This is a genomic window from Pseudomonas fluorescens, assembly GCF_019212185.1.
GTDB lineage: Bacteria > Pseudomonadota > Gammaproteobacteria > Pseudomonadales > Pseudomonadaceae > Aquipseudomonas.
Genome location: NZ_CP078138.1, coordinates 2718317 through 2745246 on the forward strand (window position 1 = coordinate 2718317; position 26930 = coordinate 2745246).

Consider the following 26930-nt stretch of genomic DNA (forward strand, 5'->3'; position numbering starts at 1 on the left):
ATCAGCGGGCGCTTGCTGTGCCCGGGAGGTATGCCGTGATGAACCCGCGTGTTCAGCCCGTCATCAGCGCCAGCGAATTGTTGGCGGTGGACGACATCGAAGTGATTTACGACGGCGCCATTCTGGCCGTCGCCGGGGTGTCGCTGAAGGTCGAGCAGGGCGGCATCGTCGCGCTGCTGGGAGCCAACGGCGCCGGCAAGAGCACCACTCTCAAGGCGATTTCCGGGCTGGTCCAGGCGGATCGCGCCAAGGTCAGTCGCGGACAGATTCGTTTTGCCGGGGCGGATACCGCCGGGGTCGCGGCCAATCAGCTGGCGCGCCAGGGCATCGTCCATGTGCTGGAGGGGCGACATGTTTTCGCCCACCTGACCATCGAGGAAAACCTGCGCAGCGGCGGCTTCCTGCGCAAGCCGTCACGACTTGAACTGGAGCAGGACCTGGAGCGGATCTACGCCTGGTTCCCGCGGCTCAAGACCAAGCGCAAGACCCAGGCCGGCCTGACCTCTGGCGGCGAACAGCAGATGCTCGCCATCGGCCGCGCCCTGATGACCCGGCCACGCCTGGTGCTGCTCGACGAGCCGTCCATGGGACTTGCGCCGATCATTGTCGAGGAGATATTCGAGATCGTCGCCCAACTCAACGCCCGCGAAGGCATGAGCTTCCTGATCGCCGAACAAAACATCAACGTCGCCCTGCGCCATGCCAGCCATGCCTACATCCTGGAAAACGGCCGGGTGGTGGGTGAGGGCGCGGCGAGCGAGCTGGCGGCGCGGGAGGATATTCAGCGTTTTTATCTGGGGGGTAAGGCGGGCTGAAGTGCCCTGACCAAGCCGGACCACTGCGGTAAATGCAGACATCACGCTGTTCACCCAGCCACACCGCTTCAACACTTTGCATGGGCGCGTGCTCGTGCTTCCAGAACCGCCATCGAATGGAGTCAACCCATGAGTGCCACATCCCCATCCCACCTGCCCGAGCAGGCCACATCGGCTCCCAGGCGCCCGGCCCATATCATCCGCAGTGACGCCGAAGCCATTGAGGTGGCGCAGCGGCTTGCCGAGGATTTTGCCCGTGAAGCCCTGGAGCGCGACCGTGACCGGCGCCTGCCGTGGGCCGAGCTGGAGCGTTTTTCCGAAAGTGGCCTGTGGGCTATTACCGTGCCGCAAAGCCATGGCGGCGCCGGGGTGTCCTACCGCACCCTGACCGAAGTGGTGGCGATTATTTCCGCTGTCGACTCGTCGCTGGGGCAATTGCCGCAGAACCACTTTGGCGTGCTCAACAACCTGCTGCTCACCGGCAGCGAGGCACAGAAAACCGAATACCTGGCCAAGGTGCTGGCGGGGTATCGCTTTGGCAATGCTTTTTCCGAGGCCAAGAGCAAGACCGTCACCGCCTTTGAAACGCGGATCCGCTTCGACGGCGACAGTGCCGTGCTCGACGGCGAGAAGGCCTACTGCACCGGCGCGTTGTTCGCCCATATCGTGCCGGTGGCCGGTGTCGACGAACTGAACCGGCCGTTCGTAGCCTTTGTCCCGCGCGAGACACCGGGCCTGCAAGTGATTGACAGCTGGGACGGTTTCGGTCAACGCATCACCGCCAGCGGCAAGGTTCTGCTCGATGGCGTGCGCGTTCCCGCCAGCGCCGTCATACCGGCCTGGAAAGCCTACGATCAACCGACCGCCGACGGCCCGGTGTCGCAGATTATCCAGGCCGCCGTAGACACCGGCATTGCCCGTGGCGCCTTTGCCGAGACCCTGCGCGTCGCTCGCCTGGCCCGACCCTGGGCCGACAGCGGCCTCGAGCAAGGTCGCCAGGACCCCTTGAGTCAGGCCGCCATCGGTGACCTGGCCTGGCGCCTGCGCGCCGCCGAAGCCATTCTCCAGCGCTCGGCGCAAGCGGTCGATCTGGCCCTCGCCGAGCCCAGTGAAGACAGCGTCGCCCACGCCTCGGTGATCGTTGGCCAGGCCAAGGTGCTGTCCACCGAAATCGCCTTGCTGGCGTCCACACGCCTGCTGGAACTGGGCGGCACGCGCACGGTGACCGCCAGCCAGGGTCTGGATCGTTTCTGGCGCAATGCCCGCACCCACACCCTGCACGACCCGGTGCGCTGGAAGTTTCACCTGATCGGTAATCAGCGCCTCAACGGCGTCAAACCTTCTCGCCATTCCTGGAACTAAGGAGCCTCCCATGCCTAATTCAACTCGCCGCGCCGATTTGCAATTTGCCGAAAACACCCTACGGGCGCTGGTCGAGCACCTGCAAGCAGGGCCATTGAAAAACGACAGCCTGGCGATCGCCGCTGTCGGTGATCTCGAGGTGCGGGTCGCCGCCGCCCAGGCCCTGCTGGACTGGGCCGAGCACTCGCCAGCCGCGGCCATCGAGGCGCGTCTGGCCGCCGCTGAAGCGGCGCAACGGGGCAGCGAACTGCATCTGGAATGGAGTGGCCGGGCACTGCACAGGCCGAGTGCCGAAGGGCAAGGTGTACCGCCGGCCCATTTGCGTCGCCGCCTGGGTGACCACTACCTCAATGGGGCGGCGCTGGACTGACCGAGTTAATCCGAGGCGCCCCGTCGAATGCGGGGCGCCTTGGGTTTCAGCCTTGCTTGGCGCCACCACCGATCTGCCACACATAAGGCGGTTCGGTACCGTTGACGTGCCAGTCGCCGATGATCCGTTCCTTATAGATCACCGGGTTGTGGGAGGCCGCGGTGCGCGCGTTGCGCCAGTGCCGGTCAAGCTGCTTGGCGGTGCTGGTCCCCGACGCGCCGAGTGTGTTGAACAGGTCGCTGGTGGCGCGCAGGATCAGCTCGACCGCCGCCACTTGGGCTTGGGCTGACTCCAATTCAGCGGCGATATTGGCCTGGCGTTCGGCCTCAGCGTCGCCGGCGAAGTGCGCGAGGTAGGCCTCCTGTGCCGCCTGGGCGGCGCGCAGGGTGGCGGCCTCGCTGGCATAGACCTGGCCGGAAGCCTTGCCGATCACTTGCTGGATCTGCGGGTCCTCGGCGGTGGACGCGGCAGCGCCATGACTGAACACCCGGGTGCGCTTGCCCACCTCGTGCGAGAAGTCGCGCAGGGCGGCGCGGCCGGAGCCCACCAGTACCGCGAGCAAGACCAGTTGATAGAAGGCGGTCTGGTATTTGAAGCGAGTGCTGAAGTCGATGAGGTTTTCTTCCTCGACCACGGCGTTGACAAATACCGAGGTGCCGCTGCCGGTGGTGCGCTGGCCGAAACCGTCCCAGTCGTCGCTTTGTTGGACGCCCGGTTGTTGGGTGCGGATGGCCGCAATGACGTCGGCGCCAGTGTCGTCGCGGCGGGCGAACAGATCGATCCAGTCGGAATAGAGGCTGCCGGTGCTGTAGTACTTGGTGCCGTTGACCCGCCATTGATCGCCCTGGCGCGACACTCGGGTGATGACCTCACCGATCTTCACCGCGCCGATTTCGGTCCAGGCACAGCCCACCAGATCACCCTCGACGAAGCGCTGCAACCACACCGCCTGCGAGCCGCTGGCCTGGGCGTTGAGCCGGTCCTCGACAAAGGCGAAGTGGCCGCGCAGGGCCTGGGCAATATTGGAATCGGCTTCGGCCAGTTCGATCAGCAGTTGGAACAATTGCGGCAGGGTCGCGCCGCCGCCACCGAATTCAAGCGGTACGCGCACGGCGCCGAAGCCGGCTTCCTTGAGCCACTGGATCGGCTCGTGGGGCAAGCTGCGCTCGCGCTCGCGGGCCACCGTACCGGCGGCAATCCGCGCAAATATCGGGCGGAATCGTGCGGCGAGGGTGTTGTAGTCGACGCTGCTGGCGAGCGACGGCAGGTGTTGGGCTTGGGCAGTCATGTGAACTCTCCTGGGACGGCAATCTGGACCTGAGTCATTGCACAGGCCGTGCCGTTACCGGGAAGTCCGTGTTTACAGGGGATTGCTCGGCGAGGTGGGCATGCGGACTGTTGAATCCTCGGACAGCTTGTTGATGCACTGTTGATGGAGCAACAGCTGCGGGGCTACGTATTTGGCCTATCTTATTGAAATAAAACACAATTTATACCTGGCACAGTTGCTGCTCCCGTTATGAGAAACCGAGTCATCACTGGAGTACTTGCCATGAGCCAACAACCGATCAAATTCGCCTACTGGGTACCCAACGTCAGCGGTGGCCTGGTGGTCAGCAAGATCGAACAGCGCACCCGCTGGGACATCGACTACAACCGCGAACTGGCACGGATAGCCGAGCGCTCGGGGTTTGACTACGCGCTGTCGCAGATTCGTTTCACCGCCGGCTACGGCGCGGATAATCAGCACGATTCAGTGGTCATCAGCCACGCGTTGCTGGCCGCCACCGAGAAGCTCAAGGTGATCGCCGCGATCCTGCCGGGCCCGTGGACGCCGTCGCTGGCGGCCAAGCAATTGGCGACCATCGACCAGTTCACTCAAGGACGGGTGGCGGTGAACATTGTCTCCGGTTGGTTCAAGGGTGAGTTCCGCGCCATTGGCGAGCCGTGGCTGGACCATGACGAGCGCTATCGTCGTTCGGAGGAATTCATCCGCGCCCTCAAAGGCATCTGGACCCAGGACAATTTCAGCTTCTCCGGCGATTTTTATCGCTTCCACAACTACAGCCTCAAGCCCAAACCGCTGCAGCGTCCGCATCCGGAAATCTTCCAGGGGGGCAGTTCGCGAGCTGCCCGGGACATGGCTGCGCGGGTCTCCGACTGGTACTTCACCAACGGCAATACCGTGGAGGGCATCAAGGCACAGGTCGACGATTTGCGGGCCAAGGCGGCGCTTAACGGCCATTCGGTCAAGGTTGGGGTCAACGCCTTTATCATCGCCCGTGAAACCGAAGCCGAAGCGCGGGCAGTGCTCGCCGAAATCATCGACAAGGCTGACCCGCAAGCCGTGCAAGGTTTTGCCGGCGAAGCAAAAAACGCCGGTGCGGCCAGCCCGGAAGGCGAGGGCAATTGGGCGAAGTCGAGCTTTGAAGACTTGGTGCAGTACAACGACGGTTTCAAAACCAACCTGATCGGCACCCCCCGGCAGATTGCCGAGCGTATCGTCGAGTTGAAAGCCATTGGCGTCGACCTGATCCTCTCGGCCTTCCTGCATTTCCAGGAAGAGGTCGAGTACTTCGGCAAACACGTGTTGCCGCTGGTGCGCGAACTGGAGCAGGCCCGCGCCGAGGCGCTGGAACCGGTGTAACACCTGCGGCCGGTGGTGATACGAAAATCCCTGTAGGCGCTGGCTTGTCGGGCCGCCGCATCGCTGGCTAGCCAGCTCCTACAGGAATCGCAGCCCTTCAAATCGACAGATTGATCACCCGGTTGCCCTGTGCACTTTGCCCCGGGCGCCGCTTGTTGACCATCAGTTCGCCAATGCGGATCAGGTGTGCGCGGGTGATGTTGCGCGACAGCCCGAGCAGGCTGGCGGTGTGAACCTGGTTGTGGTGGCAGAAGCGGTAGGCGGTGCGCAACAACGCATCCTCGACCTTCTCGTGCAGCGCGCCGCTTTGTTCCTCGAAGAGTTTGTTGAAGGCCCGTTGCAGCAGTTCTTCGGCGCTTTCCTCGCGCGGACGGTCGTCGTTTTCACGGGCGATCCGCAGGTTCGACAGGTGCAGGTTATCCGCGCGAATCAGGCGGTCGCGGCAGATCAGCAGGGTGTGGTGAATGACGTTCTCCAGCTCGCGGATGTTGCCCGGCCAGTCGTAGCTCGCCAGGCGCTGCACGGCATCGTCGGCGAGGCTGACATCCTGATAGCCGAGACGGCGGCTGTATTCGGCGATGAAATGGCGGGCCAGCGGCAGGATGTCCCCCGGGCGATCACGCAAGGGGTGCAACTGCAGGCTGACCACATTCAGGCGATAGTAGAGGTCTTCGCGAAAGTGCCCGGCGTTGATCGCTTTCTCCAGGTGGACGTTGGTCGCCGCCAGCACCCGTACATTGATCGGAATGCTCTTGCGCGAACCCAGGCGCACCACTTCGCGCTCCTGCAGGACACGCAGCAGCTTGACCTGAATCGGCATCGGCAGATCGCCAATTTCATCGAGAAACAGCGTGCCGCCATTGGCCTCCTCGAACCAGCCGGCCTTGGCCGCCAGGGCGCCGGTGAAGGCGCCTTTTTCATGGCCGAAGAGTTCAGCTTCCACCAGATTTTCCGAGAAGGCGCCGCAGTTGACCGCCATGAATGGCCCGTTGCGCCGGCCACTGAGGTTGTGGATGTGGCGCGCGACCAGCTCCTTGCCCGTGCCGGTCTCGCCGATGATCAGCACACTGGCTTCACTTGGCGCGACCTGCTGCACATGGGCCAGCAACGCTTGTGATCGCGGGTCTTCGAAGACCTGGGCGGTGGCCCTGATCGAAGTGGCCAGGGTCGGGGACGGGGGCAGGGTCAACAGTTGCATAAGCGTGCCTCAGGAATAGAAAGACGGAATTGGGCGTTTGCCGCTCAGCGCCCATTCACCCAATTCGTGCACGCGGTAATCCACCGGGTCGTGCAGGGTCTGGGTGCGCAGGTTGCGCCAGTGGCGGTCGAAGCGCAGGGATGCGTGGGTGGCTCGGGCGCCGGTGACTTCGAACAGGCGGTTGCAGATGTCCAGGCCGTTGCGGGTCGCGGCGACCTTGGCGGTGCCGATAGACAACGCCAGTTGTGCACGCTCCTCGGCGCTCAATTCCTCACCCTTGGCCCAGGCCGCATCGAGCTGGGCGGCGGCCCGTTCGATCAGCAATCTGACGCTTTCCAGGCCGACCCAGAACTCGCCGTAATGGCGCAGCACGTAAGGGTCTTCGCTGCTATGGGCGGCGCTGGAACGGAACCACGGGCGACTTTCCTTGAGCGTGTAATTGCGCGCTTCCTCGAAGGCCCCTTCGGCGATGCCGAGAAACAGGTTGGAGAAATGCAGCTGTGCGATCAGCGGCCGCAGACCGGCGAAGGGCGTGCTCAACGGACCGGGATCGAGCAGCAGTTCGCCGTGCTCGACGCGCACCCGTTCGAAGGTCGCGCTGCCGCTGTCGGTCTGGCGCTGGCCAATGTTGTCCCAGTCGCCGTGCAGGGTGATCCCGGAGCGAGCGCTGGGAATCGCCGCGATCAGTAGCTTGCCACCGGCCCGTTCGTCGATGGCCGAGGCGATCAGCATCTGCGAATCACTGGCGCCGGAGCAGAAGCTTTTCTGCCCGGAGAACTCGTACCAGCCGTCGAAGGTGCGCATCACCGTGCGGGTGTCCAGGGGGTTCAGGGCGTTGCCCCAGAACCAGTTTTTGCGCGCGGTCTGCTCGAACCAGGGTTGCCATTGCTCGGGGCGCGAGAACAGGCGCACGGTGGCCAGCATCAGGTGGTGAAACCCGAACACGTGGGCCAGGGAACTGTCGACCCGGGCGAACTCGCGGGTCACTGCCAGGGTTTCGCTCCAGCTGGCGCCCAGGCCGCCGTATTGGCGGGGGATGCTCAGGGCCAGCAGGCCACTGGTGCGCAGGGCATCGCGCTCGATCTTGGGCGTGCCGCCGCGGGCATCGCGCTCGACCGCGGTCTCGGCAAATTGCGCGGCCAGCAAGCGCGCGGTCTGCAGCGGGGTCGACTGCGCAGGGTGAAGATGAACACTCATGTCGGCTTCCTTGCTGATCAGGCAGTCTTGCGCAGGGCGCGGGCGGAGTCGGCGAACAGCGCGGCGGCACGCTCGGCGGCCAGGCGAATGCGTGTGGCCAGGGCTTCGCTGTTGATGCGGTAGTCGAGGAAATCGCCCTGGCTGGCGTACACGCCAATCGGCAGGGTCAGCGCCTGGAGGAAGCTGAACAGCGGCCGCAACTGGTGATCGAGCACCAGCGCATGGCGATCGCTGCCACCGGTGGCAGCCAGCAGCACCGGGGTATCGACCAGCGCGTCCTGTTCGATCAGGTCGAACAAATGCTTGAAATGCCCGGGAAAGCTGCCGCGATAAACCGGCGAGGTCACCAGCAGCAGGTCAGCGTTTTCGATCAGGCGCAGTTGCTGCTCGACCTCGGCCGGCAGCTCCGAGCGCCATAGCGCAGCCCCGAGCGGACGGGCAATCTCGCCCAGTTCGATGAGGTGGATTTTCACCGGCAGGTGCTGACTCAGTTCGGCCAGGATCGACTCGGTCAGTGCCAGGGTGCGCGACGGGCGGCCGGTGCCGCCAGAGACGGCGACGACATTCAACGGTGTGCTCATTTCAGGTAGTCCTGTTGTCTGTTGCGAGGAGTACAGAACACAGAGCAAATGTTGTGCCTGCTTGATAATTACTTATTAATCAATAGGTTGTCGTTATGATTCAACAGTCACGATTGTTGCTGTCGAAGCTGTTCTGCTGATCCGCTGTTGCCCTGCGGGCACTTCAACGAATGTTGGTACGCGGACAGTGATAAAGGATTTTTGATATTTCTAAAAATACTAACTGGTAATATTTAAATAACATTTAGAAATATGTCGGTGGGCATCGGGTCAAAGCGAGGCCCGAACGGTTCGCAGCGGTGGGCGTGATGGGGAGGCGCGTCAATCGTCGCTGTAATCGACTTGCCGTTCGCTTGATGGCGGTGTGCCAAGGGGCGGCGGGGCAGGCTCGTATTCACTGAGAACAGACAATTCAATGCGTTTGCAGCGCGGGCACAAGGCTCGGACCTTGGCCTTGGCGTGGCGATCAGAGTCGGCGAGCACTTCACCGTAGATGGCGTGGTCGGTTCGTTTACGTGGATAGGCGGTGTAATCGTAGAGGCGCATGCTTCAAGCCGTCCCTGAAAAGCGTGCACCTTGGCATGGCTCGCCGGCGCCGAATTCAAGGTATAGGTGGCCGTGCCGGGTTCGTCCACTGTCAAAGTTGACAGGTGCCCAACGGCAAGCTTTTGGCTCAGACTGTCGAGGCGCTTTGTGTGGCGCGAAACTGTTGCAGTTCCTCGGTGATTTCCTGAGCCACCGCGTTGATTTCGCCCCGCAGCCACTTGTGTGCGGGGGCGGCGTGCAGGCGTTCGTGCCAGACTTGGGACACGGTGAAACCGGCCACGGCCACCGGCGGTTCAAACACTTGCAGGGGAATCTCCCGGGCGATGCGCAGAGCGGTCAGCTCAGCGATCATGCCGATCATGTCGGTCTGCGATATCAGGATATGCGCCAGCAGGAAGTGCGGCACCGTCAGCGAGGTCTTGCAGCGGATCTCGTGTTGTTCGTAGAGGCTGTCGATGGCCTCGCGCACTGCCCCGTGATTGCTGCTGATGCGCAGGTGCTGACCGTTGCGGAACTGTTCCAGGGAGAGGCTGCCGTTGATCTGTGGGTGGCCGACGCGTACCACCGACTTCAGGCGGTCGCTGAACAAATCGCGCACATGAAAGTTCGCCGGGGCGCTTTTTTCGTTCCAGATGATCAGGTCGAGCTTGCCGTCCTTGAGCAGGTTCAGGTCTTCTTTCGGGCGCAGCGGCTGGATGTTCAATTCGGCGCCGGGCGCGTTCTGCGCCAGGCGTTGCATCAGCCGGGGCAGGAGGATGAAGCCGATGTAGTCGGTGGTGGCGATTTCAAAACTGCCCTCGAAGCTCAGCGGGTCGAAGGTTTTGATCGGCTCGATCAGCTTGTGCAGTGCATCCAGGCTTTGCTGCAGCGGCTCCACCAACGCCAGGGCACGACTGGTGGGCAGCATGCCGCGGCCCATCGAGACGAACAGCGGGTCATTGAACAACAACCGCAAGCGCGCCAGGGTATGACTGACCGCCGACTGGGTCATGTTCAGTTGCTGCGCGGTGCGGGTGACGTTGCATTCGTTGAGCAGGCAGAAAAATACCTGCAGCGCTTTCATATCGACGTTTTGCATGGGCCGGGCCTGAGGGAGGGCGGCGGTCACTGTACCGGGGATTGCTCATAAATGCAGGCGTGCGCCGATTTTGTGATCCAGCACAAACCCCTGTAGGCGCTAGCTTGCTAGCGAAGGCGTCGTGTCAGTCGACATTAATGTTGAATGTGCTGGCCCCATCGCGAGCAGGCTCGCTCCTACCGTTTTAGATCAGGTCAGCTCGGTGCGCCGCCTGCCTCAAACCATCGGCACCAGCGTATGCGCAAAATCCTTGCGTCGTTCCATCAGCAGCAGGGTCTGCGCCTGGGCAGCTGCGAGCACGGCGGCTTCGTCGACCTGGGTGCTGCGGCCGTTTTCCAGGAGGATCTTGCCGTCGACCATTACGGTCTTCACATTCGAGCCACGGGCCGAGTACACCAGGTTCCACAGCACGTTGGTGTTGGTGCCTTCCCAGACCACCGGGCACATGTTCGGCTGGGCGAGGTCGAGCAGCAGCAGGTCGGCGCGCTTGCCGACTTCGATCGAGCCGATTTCCTGGTCCATGCCCAGCACTCGAGCACCTTCGATGGTCGCCATGCGCAGTGCGACGTTGGCTGGCAGCGCGGCGGCGTCCAGGCGGTGGGCCTTTTGCAGCAGCGAGGCGAATTTCATTTCTTCGAACAGGTCGAGGCTGTTGTTGCACACATTGCCGTCGGTGCCGAGGCCGACGCGGATGCCGGCGGCGAGCATGTCCGGGACCCGGGCGATGCCGCTGGCCAGCTTGGCGTTGCTGCTCGGGCAGTGGGCGATGGCGGTGCCGGTGTCGGCGAGGCGGCGGATTTCTTCATCGTTGAGCCATACGCAGTGGGCGATCAGGGTCTTTTCACCGAGGATGCCCATTTGGTCGAGCATGGGGATCGAGCGTTTGCCAAAGTGTGCGAGTACGGCGGCTTCTTCTTCCTTCTGCTCGCAAGCGTGGGTGTGGATGCCGATCCCGTAGTCGCGCGCGCAGTCGCGGGCGTGGGCATAGGATTTCGGTGAGCAGTAGAACAGGTGTTCCAGGCCCATCCACACCCGCACGCGGCCGTCGTGGGCCATGTGGTGGGTTTCGATGAGTGTGCGGTTGGCTTCGGGGCTTTCGAAGAAGTCTTTGCCCGGCAGATCGGCGGCGTAGGGCGCGAGGTGAACGCGGATGCCGATTTCCCCGGCGGCGTCGGCGCAGCGGTGCATGAAGCGGTACATGTCCATGACGCAGGTGGTGCCGCTTTTCAGCGCTTCGAGGTAGCACAGGCGTGCGGCGTGGTAGGCGTCCTCGGCGTTCATGGCGCGGTGTTCGAGTTGGTAGTAGGGCAGCCATTGCATCAGTGGCATGTTTTCGGTGATGCCGCGCATCAGGCTGGAGTGGGAGTGGGCGTCGACCAGGCCGGGCAGCAGGGCCATTTGGCCTTTGCAGTCGATGATGGTGGCGTCGGCGGGCAGGGGCATGTGGTCGCCCTGGCCGATGGCTTCGATGCGGCCGTCGCGGATGACCACGTGGCCGTTGGCGAGGACTTGGTCCTGGGGGTTGATGGTGAAGATGATTGCGTTGCGGATCACGGTGTAGGTCATGGCTGGGGCCTTGTTTTAATGGGGGTTGATCGACCACTGTGGGAGCTGGCTTGCCAGCGATGGCTGCTTAACGGTGTACACATCCCTTCCTGCAGAAACGCGCGTTGAACTGTAGGAGCTAGCCTGCTAGCGATGGCGTACTGACGGTGTACATATCCATTCCTGCGGTAACGGCTAATTATGGTTTCGCTTTTACAGCGAGTCCCTTTTCCAAACGCCGAAAAGGAACCAAAAGGCTTTGCCCCAGCGTCCGGCCCCTCGCTTAGGCTCGGGGTACCTTCGCTCCGGCATCCATCCGTGGGTCATCGCCTCCGGTTGGCTTCGCTGGCACCTCCTCTCGATGACTGCGGCTTCGCCGCACCGCGCTACGCGCTCCCCCCGGATGAATACCTCCACTCAGCCTTCCGATGGGGCCTGTGGATCAAGATCACAAGCCAGATCAAAAGCCAGATCAAGAGCGGCAGGCGAGCTAACGCTCGGCCTGTTGAGTGGTTGGGTTTGTCCGGTGATTGGTGTGGTTATCTTTTTTTTAGTACTGCACTCGCATCACCAAAAACACCGACAGCGCCGCCACCCACCACATAATTGGCTTCACTGTATTGGCCTTGCCAATCAGCAGTTTGAGCAGCACGAAGACGATGAAACCGAGGGCGATGCCCAGGGTAATGGAGTACGTCAGCGGGATCAGCAGGATCACCAAAAACGCCGGTATCGCTTCCTCATAGGAGTGCCAGTCGATTTTGGTGATGGTGTCCATCATGAACACGCCGATCATGATCAGTACCGGGGCGGTGGCGATGGATGGCACCAGGGACAGCAGCGGCGACAGGAACAGAAACGGCAGGAACAGCAGTGCCGCGACCAGGGCGACCAGGCCGGTGCGGCCGCCTTGGGAGATGCCGGCGGCGGATTCGATGTAGGCGGTGGCGGGGCTGGTGCCCAGGGGGGCGGAGGCGAGGGCGGCGAGGGCGTCGACGTGCATCGATTGTTTGATGTTGCGCGGGTTGCCGTCGGCGTCCTTGAGGTTGCCGGCTTCGGAGATGCCGAGGAAGGTCGACAGCGATTCGAAGAAGTTGGTGAACACCAGCACGAAGATGTACGGCAGGTATTCCAGGCGCAGCGAGCCGAGCAGGTCGACCTGGCCGAGGAAGCTGAAGTCCGGTGCGGCGAACAGGCCGCTCCAGTTGACCAGGGTCACGCTGGCCGCGCCTTCCGGCCAGTAGGCAGTGGCGTCGCCCCACAGGCGGCCGATCGGGATCGCCATCAGGGTCGTGGCGATGATCCCGAGGATCAGCGCGCCGGGGACTTTGCGTGCGACCAGGGCGATGGTCACCATCAGGCCGGCGAGGAAGGTCAGGATGATCGGGTTGAAGGGCGCGGCATGGACCACGGTAAACGGGTCGGCGCTGATGAACTTGGCGTTGACCAGGCCGATTAGTGCGATGAACAGGCCCATGCCGCAGGAGATCGCATTGCGCAGACTGGCCGGGATGCCGTCGATCACGGCCTGGCGGACGTTGAAGAAGGCCAGCACGGTGAAGATCACGCTGCCCCACAACACGCAGCCTAGTGCGATTTGCAGGGGGATCTTGGCGCCGACCACCATGGTGTAGGCGAATAGGATGTTGATGCCCATTCCCGGCGCGATCAGGATCGGGTTTTTCGCGTACAGCGCCATCGCCAGGGTGCCGAGGAAGCTCACCAGCACCGTGGCCGTGACCCCGGCGGAGAACGGGATGCCGGCCGCCGAGTTGATGTCCGGGTTGACTACGATGACGTACGCCGCGGCGAGGAAGGTGGTGGCGCCGGCGATGACTTCTCGCCTGAGCGTCGAGCCCTGACCTTCGATGCCGAAGTAGTTTTCCAGCCAGAACCTGAGTTTTGCGATAAAGCCGATGGGCGTATCGCGCAAACTGACCGGTTGGTTCATGTTTATCTCCTCACATCCGCCAGGCATGGGTGCCCAATGTCCACCAGTCAACCTGCAACACCTGTGGGAGCGGGCTTGGCCGCGATGAGCAACGCTTGCGCATTCGGGGCTTTCGCTGGCAAGCCAGCTCCTACGGGGTTCTCTTGTTGCACATTCGATTGGCGGTTATCAGGCTTATTTTTTTAGGGTGTTGAAACGGTCCTGCTTCACGCTGCCGTGGCAAATATCCCGGACATCACGATAAATCCGGGCAAGCGTTTGATCCGGTCGGTCCAGCGTCTGATCGCCGGGTAGTCGATCAGGCTGATGCCGCCTTCGTCCGAGAGCATCACGTAGGGAAAGCAGGCGATGTCGGCCACGGTCGGCCGCTCGCCGCTGCAGACCCAACCCGAGTGCTCGCGCTCGTTGAACCACAGTTGTTCTTCCAGTACTCGCAGCAGGGCATGGGCGCCAGCGCGGGCTTTTTCGGCGTCGAGATCATAGTTGAAAACATCTGCCAGGCGTGCGGCCGATGCGGTGCCGGTGAGGCTGTCGGCGAACGCCAGCCACATGTTCACTTCACCCAGGCGCTTCGGATCTTGCACCGGGTACCAGTGGCCGCTGGCATCGTAACGGGCGGCCAGGTAGGTGAGGATCGCCTGGGCATCGCGCAGTACGTAGCCATCGTCGTCGAGCGTCGGCAACTGGCCCAGCGGGTTGATGGCGAGGAAGGCTTCGCCCTTGTGTTCCTTGCCCGGGTAGAACTCCAGGTCCACGGTGCGGTAGCTCAGGCCCAGCAGGTTCATCAGCAGGCGCAGCTTGTAGCAGTTGCCGGACAGTTCGTAGTTGTAGAGGGTGATCACGTCGCTGCTCCTTTAAAGATCGAGTACCAGCAACTCGGATTTGCTGCGCGACACGCAGGGCATCAGGCAGCGGTTGGATTGCTGTTCGCCGCGACTCAGGCAGACGTCGCGGTGATCCGGTTCGCCATCGATGACCTCGGTGCGGCAAGTGCCACATACCCCTTGCTCGCACGAGGTATCGACTGCGATCCCGTGGGCCTTGAGGCAGTCCGCCAGGCTGACCCCGGCGGGCACGGTGAACTGTGCGCCGCTGCGTTGCAGGCGTACGTCGAAGGGGCGGTCCTGCGCGTGGCTGACGGTGTTGGCAAACAGTTCGAAGTGGATGTCCGCATCGTTCCAGCCGGCCTCGCGGGCCAGGCTGCTGACCACGTCGATCAACACCTTGGGGCCACAGACGTAGAGCTGAGTCTGCGGGTCCGCCTGCTGCAGGACGATGCGCAGTCGCTCGCCGGTCTGCTCGGGGCTGAGGCCGGTGTGGATGCAGTTGTGGCGCAGGCGATGCAGGCGCTCGGGGAAGGCAACGTGGGCCTCGCTGCGCACGAAGTAATGCAGCTCGTAGGCCTGGCCGCAGGCTTGCGCAGCGGCGCCCATGGCCAGCAAGGGGGTGATGCCGATGCCGCCGGCAATCAGGATCGCGGCGCGTTCGGGGACCAGGCGGAAATGGTTTTTCGGTTGGGATATACGCAGGCGATCGCCGGCTTTCAATTGTTCATGCAGTGAACGCGAGCCGCCGCGCGACGCTTCTTCGAGTTTGATCCCGAGCACCAACTGTTCGCGTTCATCCGGGGCGTTGACCAGCGAGTACTGACGCACATGGCCGCTGGGGGTGTGCAGGTCGATGTGCGCGCCGGCCTCGAAGGTTAGGGCGCTGTCGGCGGGTAGCGCGAGTTTCAGCCCGAGGATTTCACCGGCGGTGTTCCAGCGTTCGACCACCGTAGCTTCCAGGTGCTGGGGGTCGCGGCGTTGGCCGGGGCTGGTGGCTGCGGGCCTGCTGTCTTCAGTGTGCGAGCGGGCGATCACGCCGTTGCTGTTTTCCAGGCGACGTCGAGCATCGGTCAGCAGGCGGTTGTGCCAGCGCACCTCGTCGATGCCCAGGCGCAGGTCGGCGGTGCTGCTGTGGACGATGGTGCGCCGGGCGCTCGCCGGTTGCAGGTAGAAACGCACCTGGCACAGCTGCTCGCCACTGCGCCAGGTCAATTGCAGTTCGTGCTCGGTCTGTTGCAGATGCAGCGAGTCCACCACGCATTGCGGGTCCAGCAAGGCGTAGCCGGCCAGGGCTTGGCGCACCTCGGCCAGCGGGGCATGGAAGGGCAGACTGCGCAGGCGCTGTGCAAACGGGGCGAAGCTGGGCGCCGGCAGGTCGCCGGGGACTGCCGGTTGCAGCTTGATCCAGATGAAACCGTCCTGTTCGCGCACCGCGTAAGGCTGTGCGCACAGACTGGCCGGCGGCGTGCTGTTGGACGCGGCCGGGATCAGCGTACAGCGGCCATCGCCCGCCTGATACTGCCAGCCGTGGTATTGGCAGCGCAGCCGCGAGCCCATGTTGACCCCCAGGGTGAAGCGCACGCTGCGGTGCGGGCAACGGTTCTCCCAGGCGTTGACCTGCTGCTGGTCGTCGCGCCACAGCGCCAGTTCGACACCTTGCAACTGGCCGTGGAAGACGTGGCGCGGCACCAGATCGTTGCTCTGGGCCACCGGAAACCACGGGTTCTGCTGCTGATTCATGCCTGGACTCCTGCCTGTTCGACCGGTTGATAGGTGCCGTAGCGCACGCCCTTGTCGCGCAGCCAGCGGCGGTAGGCGCTGGACATGGCGTCGGCGCGGGTCGGGATTTCGAACTTGGGGTCCAGTGGCAGGGTGCGCGGCAGGTGGTTGGAAAGGATCATCAGGTCCTGGCTGAAAATGGTCTGCTGGAACAGCCGCAGGTCGCGGTCGCTGCTGGTGCTGTCGATGTACGCCAGCACCACGTGGGCGATGCACCATTGCTCGTCCAGCGGCTGCACAAACAGGCAGATCGCATCGCGGCGCTCAGGTTGTTCGGGGCTGGTTTTGTAGAGGATTGCGACGTAAGGGCGGGTGACGCGATAGACGTAGTGCGCCTCGATCGCTTCGGTGGACGCGGCGGCCGCCATGGGCTGGAAGATCCGGCAATCGGTGGCGAGGATTTCATCCAGCAACGGATCGACGTCGACCTGATAGGCGCTGATATCGGTGTAGGGTTCGGCGCCGAGAAAACCGGCATGCACGTAGGGGAAGTGGGCCATGTCGAGAAAATTCTCCACCACCCGCAGGCCCGAGGCATGCACTTTCATCGACCCAGCACCGAGCACCCGACGATCCGCTTCGGCGAATTCGGGAATCAGGAAGAAGGCGTCGCAGGCTTCACCGAGGCACACCCAGTGGGTGTGATAAAGGGTCTTGCTGGTGTATGGGTGGCCGCTGTCATCGGCCTGCCATACGCTGAAATGGCCATCGGCATCGCACTGGTAACTCAGTTCTACTCCCAAGAGGCGGGTGCGATAAATCTGGCTAGCCACCAGGTCCTCGACAACCGCCAGTGGATACCACTGGTTCCAGATGCAGGGTTCGATACTCATGGGGTCTCACCGGGCTTATTCTAGTTTGCCCCGAGAGTAGAGATATCCATGGCATGAAACTAACGAGTAATGCTAATGGCAGGTATGAAGGAATGTACTAGCTCGTTTCTCGATTCCTGTGTAGGAGCTGGCTTGTCGGGCCCCTTCGCTGGCAAGCCAGCTCCTACAAGGATCGGGGCGCCCCCTCAATTCACATCCGGGGGCGATCCACCATCAATGCGAATGCCGCGGCTCACCGCTGCGGGCGATGATGCGCAGGTGCAGGGTCGCCGGTTCCAGACAGCCGCCGGTGGAGAGTTGGCCGACCAGTTGCCGGTAGAGCTCCTGCCACGGGGTTTGCGAGGCCGGGATGTTCGGTTTCCACAGCGCCCGGCGGCGGGCCATTTCGGCTTCGTCCACCAGCAGGTTGACGCTGCGGGCGTTGAGGTCGACCACCAGTCGGTCGTTGGTTTCCAGCAACGCCAGGCCACCGCCGACCGCTGCTTCCGGTGACATGTTGAGGATCGACGGGCTGGCCGAGGTGCCGCTCTGGCGACCGTCGCCGAGGCAGGGCAGGGAGTCGATGCCTTGCTTGATCAACGCTGCCGGCGGCGCCATGTTCACCACCTCGGCGCTGCCCGGGTAGCCGACGGTGCCGGCGCCACGGATCACCAGGATGCAGCGCTCGTCGATGTCCAGCGCCGGGTCGTTGATTCGGGCGTGATAATCCTCCGGACCCTCGAACACGATAGCCCGCGCCTCGAATGTGTTCTCCGCGCCAGGTTCGGACAGGTAGGTCTTGCGGAAGGCCTCGCCGACCACCGACATTTTCATGATCGCGCTGTCGAAGAAGTTGCCGCTGAGCACGATAAAGCCGGCGCGGTGTTTCAGCGGGGCTTCGAAGGGGTGAATCACATCGGCGTTGCTGGTCAGGGAATCGCGGACGATCTGGCCGATGGTCTGGCCGCTGACCGACGCGCAATCTTCATGCAGACGCCCGGCCTTTTGCAGTTCGTGCATCACCGCCGGAACGCCGCCGGCGCGGTGGAAACCTTCGCCCAGGTATTTGCCGGCCGGCATGCAGTTGACCAGCAGCGGCACGTCTTCGCCGATCCGCTGCCAATCGTCAAGGCTCAGTTCGACGCCCATGTGCCGGGCGATGGCGATCAGGTGCGGCGGGCAGTTGCTCGAGGCGCCGAGGGCCGAGGCCACGGCAATCGCGTTCTCGAAGGCTTCGCGGGTCATGATCTGAGACGGCCGCACGTCCTGGCGCACCAGCTCGCAAATACGCTTGCCGGTGGCATAGGCCATTTGTCCGCGCTCGCGGTACGGCGCCGGAATGCTCGCGCAACCGGGTAGCGACATGCCCAAGGCTTCGGCCAGAGCGTTCATCGACAACGCCGTGCCCATGGTGTTGCAGTGTCCCACCGACGGCGAGGCGGCGGTGGTCATTTCCATGAAGCCTTCGTAGTCGATTTCACCGGCGGCCATCAGGTTGCGTGCATGCCAGAGCACGGTGCCGGAACCGATCAGCTCACCCTTGTGGTGACCGTCGAGCATCGGCCCGCCCGAGAGCACGATGGCCGGCAAGTCGGTGGTGGCGGCGGCCATCAGGCAGGCCGGGGTGGTCTTGTCGCAGCCGGTGGTGAGCACCACGCCGTCCAGCGGATAGCCATGGAGGATTTCCACCAGCCCCAGGTAGGCCAGGTTGCGGTCCAGGGCGGCGGTGGGGCGGCGAGTCTGTTCGGCGATCGGGTGCACCGGGAATTCCATGGGAATGCCGCCGGCGTCGCGGATCCCGGCCTTGATCCGTTGCGCCAGTTCCAGGTGGTGGCGGTTGCACGGAGTCAGGTCGCTGCCGGTCTGGGCGATGCCGATGATTGGCCGGCCCGACTGCAACTCTTCACGGGTCATGCCGTAGTTCATGTAGCGCTCGACGTAGAGCGCGGTCATGTCGGCATGGGCAGAGTCGTTGAACCATTGCTCGCTGCGCAGCGGGCGTTTTGGAATGTCGGTCATGTTGTTTTTTCTCTTGTAATGGGCGAATCGACAAGCTGTCTGGACGTTATCGGGCAAGCAGGCCGCGGGCTGCCAGGTTGCGCATCAGCGCGCTGACGCCAAAGGTCCAGGGTGCTGCGGTGCTGCTATGGGTCACGCGGTTGTGCAGGCTTCCGAGCAACGGGCTGCTGATGCGTACCTGGTCGCCGAGCTTATGGGTAAAGCCGCTGCCGACGTGATCACGATCCTCGGTCGGGGCGAACAGGGTACCGAGAAACAGCAGGAAGCCGTCGGGATATTGATGGTTGGCGTTGAGCGTCTGCCCGGCCAGGTCCGCCGGATCGCGGCTGATCTGGTTCATCGAACTGGAGCCGTGCAAGCGATAACCGTCCTCGCCCTCGACCTGCAGATCGACCACACAGGCCCGCACATCGTCGAGGCTGAACTGCTCGTCGAACAGGCGAATAAACGGGCCGATGGCGCAGGAGGCGTTGTTGTCCTTGGCCTTGCCCAGCAACAGCGCGCTGCGGCCTTCGACGTCACGCAAGTTGACGTCGTTGCCCAGGGTCGCGCCGTGGATCTGCCCACGGCTGTTGACCGCCAGCACCACTTCCGGCTCGGGGTTGTTCCATTGCGAGCCGGGGTGAACGCCGATCTGGCTACCCGTGCCGACGGCGGCCAGCAGCGGAGACTTGGTGAAGATCTCGGCGTCCGGGCCGATGCCGACTTCCAGGTATTGCGACCACATGCCCTGTTCGATCAGCAGTGCTTTCAACTGCAGAGCCTGGGTTGAACCCGGGACGATCGAGCGCAGATTGTCGCCGATCACCCCGTGGACGATCTCGCGAACTTCTTCAGCCTTGGCTGCGTCGCCACCGGCCTGTTCCTCGATTACCCGCTCGATCATGCTCGCGGCGAAGGTCACCCCGGCGGCCTTGATCACTTGCAGGTCCAGCGGCGGCAGCAGGTGGGCCTGGTTCGGGTCGGCATGGGGGCCGGTGTTGGCCAGTAACGCCTCGACGCTGCCGATGAACGTACCCGGGCTTCGGCGCACGGCCGCCACGGGTTCTTCGGTTTCCAGCAGGTCGCTGAGGGTCGGGAAATGCGCCGAGAGGTCGAACACACCATCGCCGCGCAGCACGATCAGCGACGGCCCGGCAATCGCCCCTGGCACCCAGGCGCGACCAATCAGGGTGCCGGATACGCCGTCGATCGGCAGGGTGTTTTCGGGGGTGAGCAGTAGCGACATGGCGAAACTTCCTGGTGGGTGAAGGCTTCACGCTATGACTGGCAGTCGATAAACTCCAATGAGATCTTTTCAGTAATCGATAACGTATGGTTATTGTTCGCCGAGGAACCCCCATGTCGGAACTGTCCTTCTCCAGCTTCTGCGGCTGGCTCAAATTCAGGCACCTGCTACTGATCGACACCCTGGGGCGCACGCGCAACATGCACCTGGCGGCGCAGCAGATGAACCTCAGCCAGCCGGCAATCAGCAAGATGCTCAAGGAAATCGAAAGCTTGCTGGGCTTCGCCCTGTTCGAACGCCAGCCGCGCAGCATGCCGCCGACGGCGCTGGGCGAGCACGTGTTGCGTTACGCGCAGATTGCCTTGAACGATGCGCGCTCGTTCGTCGAGCAGATCGGCAGCCTGCGCGAAGGCGGGCATGGCCATCTCAAGGTCGGCGGGATCTTCGCCGCCACCGCCATTGCCTTGCCCGAGGCGATCCTGCAGATCAAGCAGCGCTGGCCGCTGTTGTCGATCGAGGTGGTGGAGCAGACCAGCAACCACCTGATGGAAATGCTCGAAGAGAAAAAACTCGACCTCGCCGTGGCGCGCTTCACCGAGCAGGGCCAGCAGCAGCGCTACGACTTCCAGCCGCTGGCCCCGGAGCCGTTCTGCATCGTGGTCAACAGTCAGCATCCGCTGGCGGAGGCGGGGCCGACCTCGTTGCAGCAACTGGTGGACCTGCCGTGGATTCTCTACCCGGTGGGCACGCCGATTCGAGCGCGCATGGAGCGGGCGTTTGCCGAAGCCGGGGTGGCGATGCCGAAAAACACCGTCGACACCATTTCCATGCAGACCTTCCTCCAGGTGCTGCGTCGTGGCCCGATGATCGGCATGCTGCCCGATGCGATGGTCGACTCGCTGCTGGAAAGCGGCCAACTGAAAACCCTCGACACGCCCCTGCACCTGGCGCCCCAGGATTACGGGATCCTGACGCGCAAGGGTGAGCCGTTGGTGGGAGCGGCGCTGGAGTTTGCCGAGATTCTCAAGGAAAACGCGCGGTTGGCGGGGAATGCGGTTGGGTGATAGGGGAGTAACTCGACAGTCCCCTGTAGGAGCGAGCCTGCTCGCGAAGGCGGTATATCAGCCCACATTCATATTGGATCTGACGCCGCCATCGCGAGCAGGCTCGCTCCTACAGGTACTGCACCAATCCAGGCAAAATTCGATAACCAAACGTTATCACTTAATCCAAAAATGCCATTGGGAATGAATCGATTCGCGGCAGTAGAGTACCGACCAGATTTCACTCTGGGTCAGGAGACTGTCATGCCCGAACTGTCTGGTCACAACTTCATCGGCGGCGCCCGCAGCGCGGCTGGCTCCGTGGTCCTGCACAGCGTTGATGCGACTACCGGGCAGTCATTGCCCACCGGCTTTATTCAGGCCACCGCAGAAGAAGTGAATGGCGCCGCCCAGGCGGCCCATCAGGCCTACTCCGTCTACCGAAACCTGCCAGCCACGCGTCGCGCTGAATTCCTCGACGCCATTGCCGATGAGCTGGACGCCCTGGACGACACCTTCGTCGCCCTGGTCTGCCGCGAAACCGCCTTGCCGACAATGCGCATTAAAGGTGAGCGGGCGCGAACCAGCGGCCAGATGCGCCTGTTCGCCCAGACCCTGCGCCGTGGCGATTTCCTCGGCGCCCGCATCGACCTCGCTTTGCCGCAACGCCAGCCCTTGCCGCGGGTCGACCTGCGCCAGTGCCGCCTGGGCGTTGGCCCGGTGGCAGTGTTCGGTGCGAGCAACTTCCCCCTGGCTTTTTCCACCGCTGGCGGTGACACCACCGCCGCGCTGGCCGCCGGTTGCCCGGTGGTGTTCAAGGCCCACAGCGGCCACATGGCGACCGCCGAGCAAGTGGCCGAGGCGATCATTCGCGCCGCCGAAAAGACCGGCATGCCCGCCGGTGTGTTCAACATGATCTTCGGCGCCGGGGTCGGTGAAGCGCTGGTCAAGCACCCGCTGATCCAGGCCGTCGGTTTTACCGGCTCGCTCAAGGGCGGCCGGGCACTGTGCGACATGGCCGCCGCCCGTCCTCAACCGATTCCGGTGTTTGCCGAGATGAGCAGCATCAACCCGGTGTTGGTATTGCCCCAGGCGCTGCAGGTACGCGGCGAGCGTATCGCCAGCGAACTGGCAGCCTCGGTGGTGATGGGCGCGGGCCAGTTCTGCACCAATCCCGGGCTGGTGATCGGCATTCGTTCGCCTGAATTCAGCTTGTTCCTGCAGTCCCTCGGCGGGCTGATCGCCGAGCAACCGGGGCAGACCATGCTCAATGCCGGCGGCCTGCGCAGCTATGTGCAGGGTTGCCAGGGCTTGCTCGAGCATCCACAGATCACTCATCTGGCCGGGCAGCCGCAGCAGGGCAATCAGGCCCATGCGCAACTGTTCCAGGCCGATGTCGAGCTGCTGCTCAGCGGCGACGAACTGCTTCAGGAAGAAGTCTTCGGTCCGGCCACCGTAGTCGTCGAAGTGGCTGACCGCGCGCAACTGCTGGCGGCCCTGCAAGGCCTGCGCGGTCAGTTGACCGCGACCCTGCTGGGTGAGCCGGACGAACTGGCACAGGCCGGCGATCTGGTGGCGCTGCTCGAGCAAAAGGTCGGTCGCGTGCTGGTCAATGGCTACCCGACCGGTGTCGAAGTCTGTGATGCCATGGTCCACGGCGGCCCCTGGCCGGCCACCTCGGATGCCCGTGGCACTTCAGTGGGCACCCTGGCCATCGACCGCTTCCTGCGCCCGGTGTGCTACCAGAATTTCCCCGACGCCTTGCTCCCGGAGGCCCTGCAAAACCGCAATCCACTGGGGCTGATGCGCCTGGTCAACGGAGAAAAAACCACCCAGGCACTCTAGTCCGACGGCACTTCAACGCCGGGTGCGATACCCGCCCGGCGTGACCCATTCGATAAAAACAATCAGGCATGTCCACATGCCCAGGGGTTACCTACATGCAAACCGTATCCGAGCATCTGCCCGCTCAGGCGCACGCCAGCGAACTCGATTTCGAGGACCGCACTTACCGCAAGGTCATCTGGCGCATCCTGCCAGTCCTGTTGCTGTGCTACATGGCGGCCTACCTGGACCGCGTCAACATCGGCTTCGCCAAGCTCGACATGCTGGCCGAACTGCAATTCAGCAACACCGTTTATGCCCTCGGCGCCAGCATGTTCTTCTGGGGCTACTTCCTGTTCGAAGTGCCGAGCAACCTGTTGCTGCATCGCTTCGGCGCGCGCTTCTGGATCGCCCGGATCATGCTCAGCTGGGCAGTGATTTCCATGGCGGTGGCCTACACCGTGCCACTGGCCGCGTTCTTCGGTATCGAATCAAGCACCATGTTTTACGTGCTGCGCTTCCTGCTGGGGATCTGTGAAGCCGGGTTCTTCCCAGGCGTCATCCTCTACCTCAACTACTGGTTCCCGACCCATCGCCAAAGTCGCGTGATGTCCGGGTTCCTGATGGCCATGCCGATCAGCCTGACCCTCGGCGGCATTCTCTCCGGCTGGCTGATGACCAGCATGCAGGGCGTGCACGGCCTGTCCGGTTGGCAGTGGATGCTGATCATCGAGGGCATTCCGTCGATCATCATGGCCTTCGTGATCATCGTCTGCCTGTGCGACAACATCGATAAGGCCAAGTGGCTCAACGCCGCGGAAAAAGCCTTGCTCAAGGCCAATCTGCAGACCGACAACCAGGGCAAGGTGTCGCGCCTGAGCGAAGTGTTCTTCAACCCGCGCGTATGGCTGCTGGTGCTGATCCTGCTGACCTTCAACACCGGTTTCTACGGCCTGGCGTTCTGGATGCCGTCGATCATCAAGAGCACCGGCATCACCAACAGCCTGCACATCGGCCTGCTGACCGCGATTCCCTACGGCGTGGCGACCGTGGTAATGCTGCTGAATGCGCGGCATTCCAACCGCACCGGCGAGCGTCGTCTGCATGCGGCAATCCCGGCGTTCATCGGCGGCCTGGGGCTGATCCTCAGCGCGTTCTTCGCTGACAATCTGGTGCTCTCGGTGCTGTTCCTCAGCGTCGCGGCCTCGGGGATCCTCAGCCTCATGCCAATCTTCTGGACCCTGCCGGGCACCTTGCTCTCGGGTGTGGCCGCCGCAGCCGGGATCGGCATGATCAACGCCATCGGCAACCTGTCGGGCTTCACCGGTTCGATGATCACCGCCGTCGCCGAGAACCTCACCGGCAATATCAACAACGGCACCTACGTCCTCGCTCTGTGCCTGTTCGTCAGCGGCGGGCTGATCCTGGCGATTCCTGCCGGCATGCTCGGCAAGGCGGCGAAAAGCACAAAAATGGAGAAACAATGAACATGCACAACAAGCGGGTGCTGGTGACGGCAGCCGGGCAGGGCATCGGCCGGGCGAGCGCCATCGCCTTTGCCGAGGCGGGCGCGCAGGTGTTCGCCAGCGACATTGATGTGACGGGGCTGCAAGGTATCGCCGGGGTCGAGGCGATCACCCTCGACGTGACGTCGCCCGAGGCGATCAACGTAACCTGCCAGCGAATCGGCGGCCTCGATGTGCTGTTCAACTGTGCCGGCTATGTGCACAGCGGCAATATCCTCGACTGCGACGAAGCGGCCTGGGCGCGCTCCATGGAGATCAATGTCACGGCCATGTACCGGCTGATTCGTGCGGTGCTGCCAGGCATGCTGGAACGTGGCGGCGGCTCGATCATTAACATGTCGTCGGTGGTCTCCAGCGTCAAGGGTGTGCCCAATCGCTTTGCCTACGCCGCGAGCAAGGCGGCGGTGGTCGGCCTGACCAAGGCGGTCGCCGCCGACTTCATCGGCCAGGGCATTCGCTGCAACGCGATTTGCCCGGGCACCGTCGAGTCACCGTCGCTGCGCCAGCGCATCGCCGAACAGGCGGCACAGCAGGGCGTCGCCGAGGCGCATGTGTACCAACAGTTTCTCGCACGTCAGCCCATGGGCCGCATCGGCAGCGCCGAAGAAATCGCCCAACTGGCTTTGTACCTGGGCAGCGACGCCTCGGCCTACACCACCGGTGGCGTGCACGTCATCGATGGCGGCATGAGTATCTGAAGCCTCTTTATCTAGTAGCAGGAGATCCCATGAAATTATTGCGTTATGGCGAAAAGGGTGCGGAAAAACCCGGACTGCTGGATGTCCACGGGCAGATTCGCGACCTCTCGGCACACGTCCCGGACATCGCCGGCCTGGCGCTGGGCGCCGACAGCCTGGCCAGATTAGCGGCCATCGATCCGCAGAGCCTGCCTCTCGTGTCGGGCCAGCCACGGATCGGTGCCTGCGTCGGTCAGGTCGGCAAGTTCATCTGCATCGGCCTGAACTACGCCGACCATGCCGCCGAGTCGAACATGGAAGTGCCGAAGGAGCCGATCATCTTCAACAAGTGGACCAGCGCCATCTGCGGCCCCAACGACGACATCGAGATCCCGCGCGGGTCGGTCAAGACCGACTGGGAAGTCGAGTTGGGTGTAGTGATCGGCAAGGCCGGGCGCAACATCGATGAGGCCAACGCCATGGAGCACGTGGCCGGCTACTGCGTGATCAACGACGTCTCCGAGCGCGAGTGGCAACTGGAGCGCGGCGGTACCTGGGACAAGGGCAAGGGCTTCGACACCTTCGGCCCGATTGGCCCGTGGCTGGTGACCCGCGACGAAATCGCCGACCCTCACGCCCTTGACCTGTGGCTGGAAGTCGACGGCCATCGCTACCAGCAAGGCAACACTCGCACGCTGATCTTCAACGTGCCGCAACTGATCGCCTACCTCAGCCGCTGCATGAGCCTGCAACCCGGCGACATCATCTCCACCGGCACCCCACCGGGCGTCGGCCTCGGCATCAAGCCCAACCCGGTCTACCTGCGCCCCGGCCAGACCATGCGCCTGGGCATCGCCGGGTTGGGTGAGCAACGGCAGGTGACGGTGCAGGCAGACTGATGACTGCTTATCAGGCGCTGCAGGTGTTGGATGTGCCGGCTTGTCTGGCACACCGAGGTGTTTGAATCGCTGCGATGCGGCGTCTCGACAAGCCAGCTCCCACAGGGCTGTGAACTGCACCCCGGCACAACCCTCCAGAACAGGTGATCTACACTGCATTGACCCAATGCAATCACCGCTCGGAGGTCATCATGAACAGGTTGTCGTCCATTAGCCTGTGCGTCGCGTTGTCGGTCGCCGCCACCCAGGGATGGGCTGAAACGGTGGTGCCGATGAAGGGCCAGAACTCGCAGCAGGTCCAACTCGATATCAACGAATGCCACAGCATCGCCGCCAGCCAGGGCACTTCGACCACCGGTACTTCCGGTGGTCGCCTGCGTGGGGCGGCCGTCGGCGCGGCGGCGGGTGCGGTGGGCGCGCAGGTCCGGGGTAATCAGCGAGACGAGGTGTACGACCGCGTCGATGACGACGTCAAACAGGAATACCGCCAGGATCGCGCCAAGCAGACCGCCGCTGCCGGTGCCGTGGTCGGCGGCTCGCGGCAACGCCAGGAGCGTCGGGCGGACGCCAAGGCCGGTAGTTCTGCCAGCTCCAGCGCCTACACCAGTTGCCTGCAGGGCAAGGGCTATCAGGTCACACCTTGAGTCGGGCGGGGCGCTTTAGCGGGCTGGCAAACCGCTCAATTCATGGTTCAAGGGAATAAGTAGCTGTTTTCAAAACAATTTGTTTGCTCGGGGGGTTCACAGACACAAGAAATGTTGGTAAATTGCCGCCCACTCGCACAGAGGCCAGCCAAAGGCCAATGATCGAAGTGCTACAGGGGCGTCGCCAAGCGGTAAGGCAGCAGGTTTTGATCCTGCCATGCGTTGGTTCGAATCCAGCCGCCCCTGCCATATTCTTCCTGCTCTTCCCGGTAAAACGAGACAGAGCAGACAAAAAAACGCCAAGGCCTTTCAGCCTGGCGTTTTTTTTTGCCTGCGGGGTGGGGCGCGGTAGACTGGCCGGC

Annotated in this window: 23 protein-coding genes and 1 tRNA gene; 11 read left to right on the forward strand and 13 right to left on the reverse strand. The window is 63.2% G+C overall.

Annotation, left to right across the window (positions count from 1 at the left end; all coding sequences use genetic code 11):
• Positions 1-38 precede the first annotated feature (38 nt).
• The 3 genes from KW062_RS12400 (at position 39) to KW062_RS12410 (ending at position 2547) form a co-directional block, all read left to right on the forward strand.
• Positions 39-815, forward strand: a complete 777-nt coding sequence (locus tag KW062_RS12400) for an ABC transporter ATP-binding protein (protein WP_027620312.1) — start codon at positions 39-41, stop codon at positions 813-815.
• Positions 816-944: 129 nt separating this feature from the next.
• Positions 945-2177: an SfnB family sulfur acquisition oxidoreductase gene (locus tag KW062_RS12405; RefSeq protein ID WP_105755741.1), complete on the forward strand. Its 1233-nt coding sequence runs from the start codon at positions 945-947 to the stop codon at positions 2175-2177.
• 10 nt (positions 2178-2187) lie between these two features.
• Complete coding sequence (locus KW062_RS12410) at positions 2188-2547, forward strand: hypothetical protein (protein WP_027620310.1); 360 nt, start codon at positions 2188-2190, stop codon at positions 2545-2547.
• A gap of 46 nt (positions 2548-2593) precedes the next feature.
• Here KW062_RS12410 and KW062_RS12415 read toward each other — a convergent pair whose 3' ends face one another.
• Positions 2594-3835, reverse strand: coding sequence for an acyl-CoA dehydrogenase family protein (locus KW062_RS12415; protein ID WP_105755742.1), 1242 nt, complete (start codon positions 3833-3835; stop codon positions 2594-2596).
• Between the two features lie 264 nt (positions 3836-4099).
• Between KW062_RS12415 and sfnG the strand changes: the two genes are divergently transcribed.
• Positions 4100-5194 (forward strand): dimethylsulfone monooxygenase SfnG, encoded by a 1095-nt coding sequence (sfnG, locus tag KW062_RS12420; RefSeq protein WP_105755743.1) that lies wholly within the window; start codon positions 4100-4102, stop codon positions 5192-5194.
• A gap of 97 nt (positions 5195-5291) precedes the next feature.
• Here the strand turns inward: sfnG and KW062_RS12425 are convergent, their stop codons facing one another.
• From KW062_RS12425 to KW062_RS12480, 12 genes are all read right to left on the reverse strand, one after another.
• Entirely contained in the window at positions 5292-6392 is a 1101-nt protein-coding gene (locus KW062_RS12425) for a sigma-54 interaction domain-containing protein (protein ID WP_027620307.1), read from the reverse strand.
• A gap of 9 nt (positions 6393-6401) precedes the next feature.
• Positions 6402-7589 carry an acyl-CoA dehydrogenase family protein gene (locus KW062_RS12430; protein ID WP_027620306.1) on the reverse strand — a complete coding sequence of 396 codons (1188 nt, stop codon included), beginning with the start codon at positions 7587-7589 and terminating at the stop codon, positions 6402-6404.
• A gap of 17 nt (positions 7590-7606) precedes the next feature.
• Positions 7607-8170, reverse strand: a complete 564-nt coding sequence (gene msuE, locus KW062_RS12435) for an FMN reductase (RefSeq protein ID WP_027620305.1) — start codon at positions 8168-8170, stop codon at positions 7607-7609.
• A gap of 321 nt (positions 8171-8491) precedes the next feature.
• A complete protein-coding gene (locus KW062_RS12440; protein ID WP_105755744.1) occupies positions 8492-8716 on the reverse strand; it encodes a hypothetical protein in 225 nt (74 codons plus the stop codon).
• A gap of 127 nt (positions 8717-8843) precedes the next feature.
• Positions 8844-9794, reverse strand: a complete 951-nt coding sequence (locus KW062_RS12445; RefSeq protein WP_105755745.1) for a LysR family transcriptional regulator — start codon at positions 9792-9794, stop codon at positions 8844-8846.
• Positions 9795-10010: 216 nt separating this feature from the next.
• Complete coding sequence (locus KW062_RS12450) at positions 10011-11360, reverse strand: amidohydrolase family protein (RefSeq protein WP_105755746.1); 1350 nt, start codon at positions 11358-11360, stop codon at positions 10011-10013.
• A gap of 529 nt (positions 11361-11889) precedes the next feature.
• Positions 11890-13290 (reverse strand): NCS2 family permease, encoded by a 1401-nt coding sequence (locus KW062_RS12455; protein ID WP_218424842.1) that lies wholly within the window; start codon positions 13288-13290, stop codon positions 11890-11892.
• Positions 13291-13496: 206 nt separating this feature from the next.
• Entirely contained in the window at positions 13497-14132 is a 636-nt protein-coding gene (locus KW062_RS12460; protein ID WP_105755557.1) for a glutathione S-transferase family protein, read from the reverse strand.
• 12 nt (positions 14133-14144) lie between these two features.
• Entirely contained in the window at positions 14145-15857 is a 1713-nt protein-coding gene (locus tag KW062_RS12465; RefSeq protein WP_105755558.1) for a Rieske 2Fe-2S domain-containing protein, read from the reverse strand.
• Positions 15854-16729, reverse strand: coding sequence for a (2Fe-2S)-binding protein (locus tag KW062_RS12470; protein ID WP_105755559.1), 876 nt, complete (start codon positions 16727-16729; stop codon positions 15854-15856). Before KW062_RS12470 ends, KW062_RS12465 begins: the two co-directional genes overlap by 4 nt.
• A gap of 213 nt (positions 16730-16942) precedes the next feature.
• A complete protein-coding gene (locus KW062_RS12475; protein ID WP_105755560.1) occupies positions 16943-18727 on the reverse strand; it encodes an IlvD/Edd family dehydratase in 1785 nt (594 codons plus the stop codon).
• A 46-nt stretch (positions 18728-18773) separates the two neighbouring features.
• Positions 18774-19955, reverse strand: coding sequence for a fumarylacetoacetate hydrolase family protein (locus KW062_RS12480; protein WP_027620296.1), 1182 nt, complete (start codon positions 19953-19955; stop codon positions 18774-18776).
• Positions 19956-20068: 113 nt separating this feature from the next.
• Here KW062_RS12480 and KW062_RS12485 point away from each other — a divergent pair, with 113 nt between their 5' ends.
• The 7 genes from KW062_RS12485 (at position 20069) to KW062_RS12515 (ending at position 26817) form a co-directional block, all read left to right on the forward strand.
• Positions 20069-21019 (forward strand): LysR family transcriptional regulator, encoded by a 951-nt coding sequence (locus KW062_RS12485; protein ID WP_105755561.1) that lies wholly within the window; start codon positions 20069-20071, stop codon positions 21017-21019.
• A gap of 243 nt (positions 21020-21262) precedes the next feature.
• Positions 21263-22843 carry an aldehyde dehydrogenase (NADP(+)) gene (locus KW062_RS12490; protein ID WP_105755563.1) on the forward strand — a complete coding sequence of 527 codons (1581 nt, stop codon included), beginning with the start codon at positions 21263-21265 and terminating at the stop codon, positions 22841-22843.
• Positions 22844-22938: 95 nt separating this feature from the next.
• Positions 22939-24309: an MFS transporter gene (locus KW062_RS12495; protein ID WP_027620293.1), complete on the forward strand. Its 1371-nt coding sequence runs from the start codon at positions 22939-22941 to the stop codon at positions 24307-24309.
• A complete protein-coding gene (locus tag KW062_RS12500; protein ID WP_105755564.1) occupies positions 24306-25046 on the forward strand; it encodes an SDR family oxidoreductase in 741 nt (246 codons plus the stop codon). The genes KW062_RS12495 and KW062_RS12500 overlap by 4 nt, the downstream gene beginning before the upstream one ends.
• Before the next feature lie 29 nt (positions 25047-25075).
• Positions 25076-25924: an ureidoglycolate lyase gene (locus KW062_RS12505; protein ID WP_105755565.1), complete on the forward strand. Its 849-nt coding sequence runs from the start codon at positions 25076-25078 to the stop codon at positions 25922-25924.
• Between the two features lie 191 nt (positions 25925-26115).
• Entirely contained in the window at positions 26116-26568 is a 453-nt protein-coding gene (locus KW062_RS12510) for a YMGG-like glycine zipper-containing protein (RefSeq protein WP_027620290.1), read from the forward strand.
• Between the two features lie 174 nt (positions 26569-26742).
• A tRNA-Gln gene (locus tag KW062_RS12515) sits at positions 26743-26817 on the forward strand.
• The last annotated feature ends 113 nt before the right edge of the window (positions 26818-26930 follow it).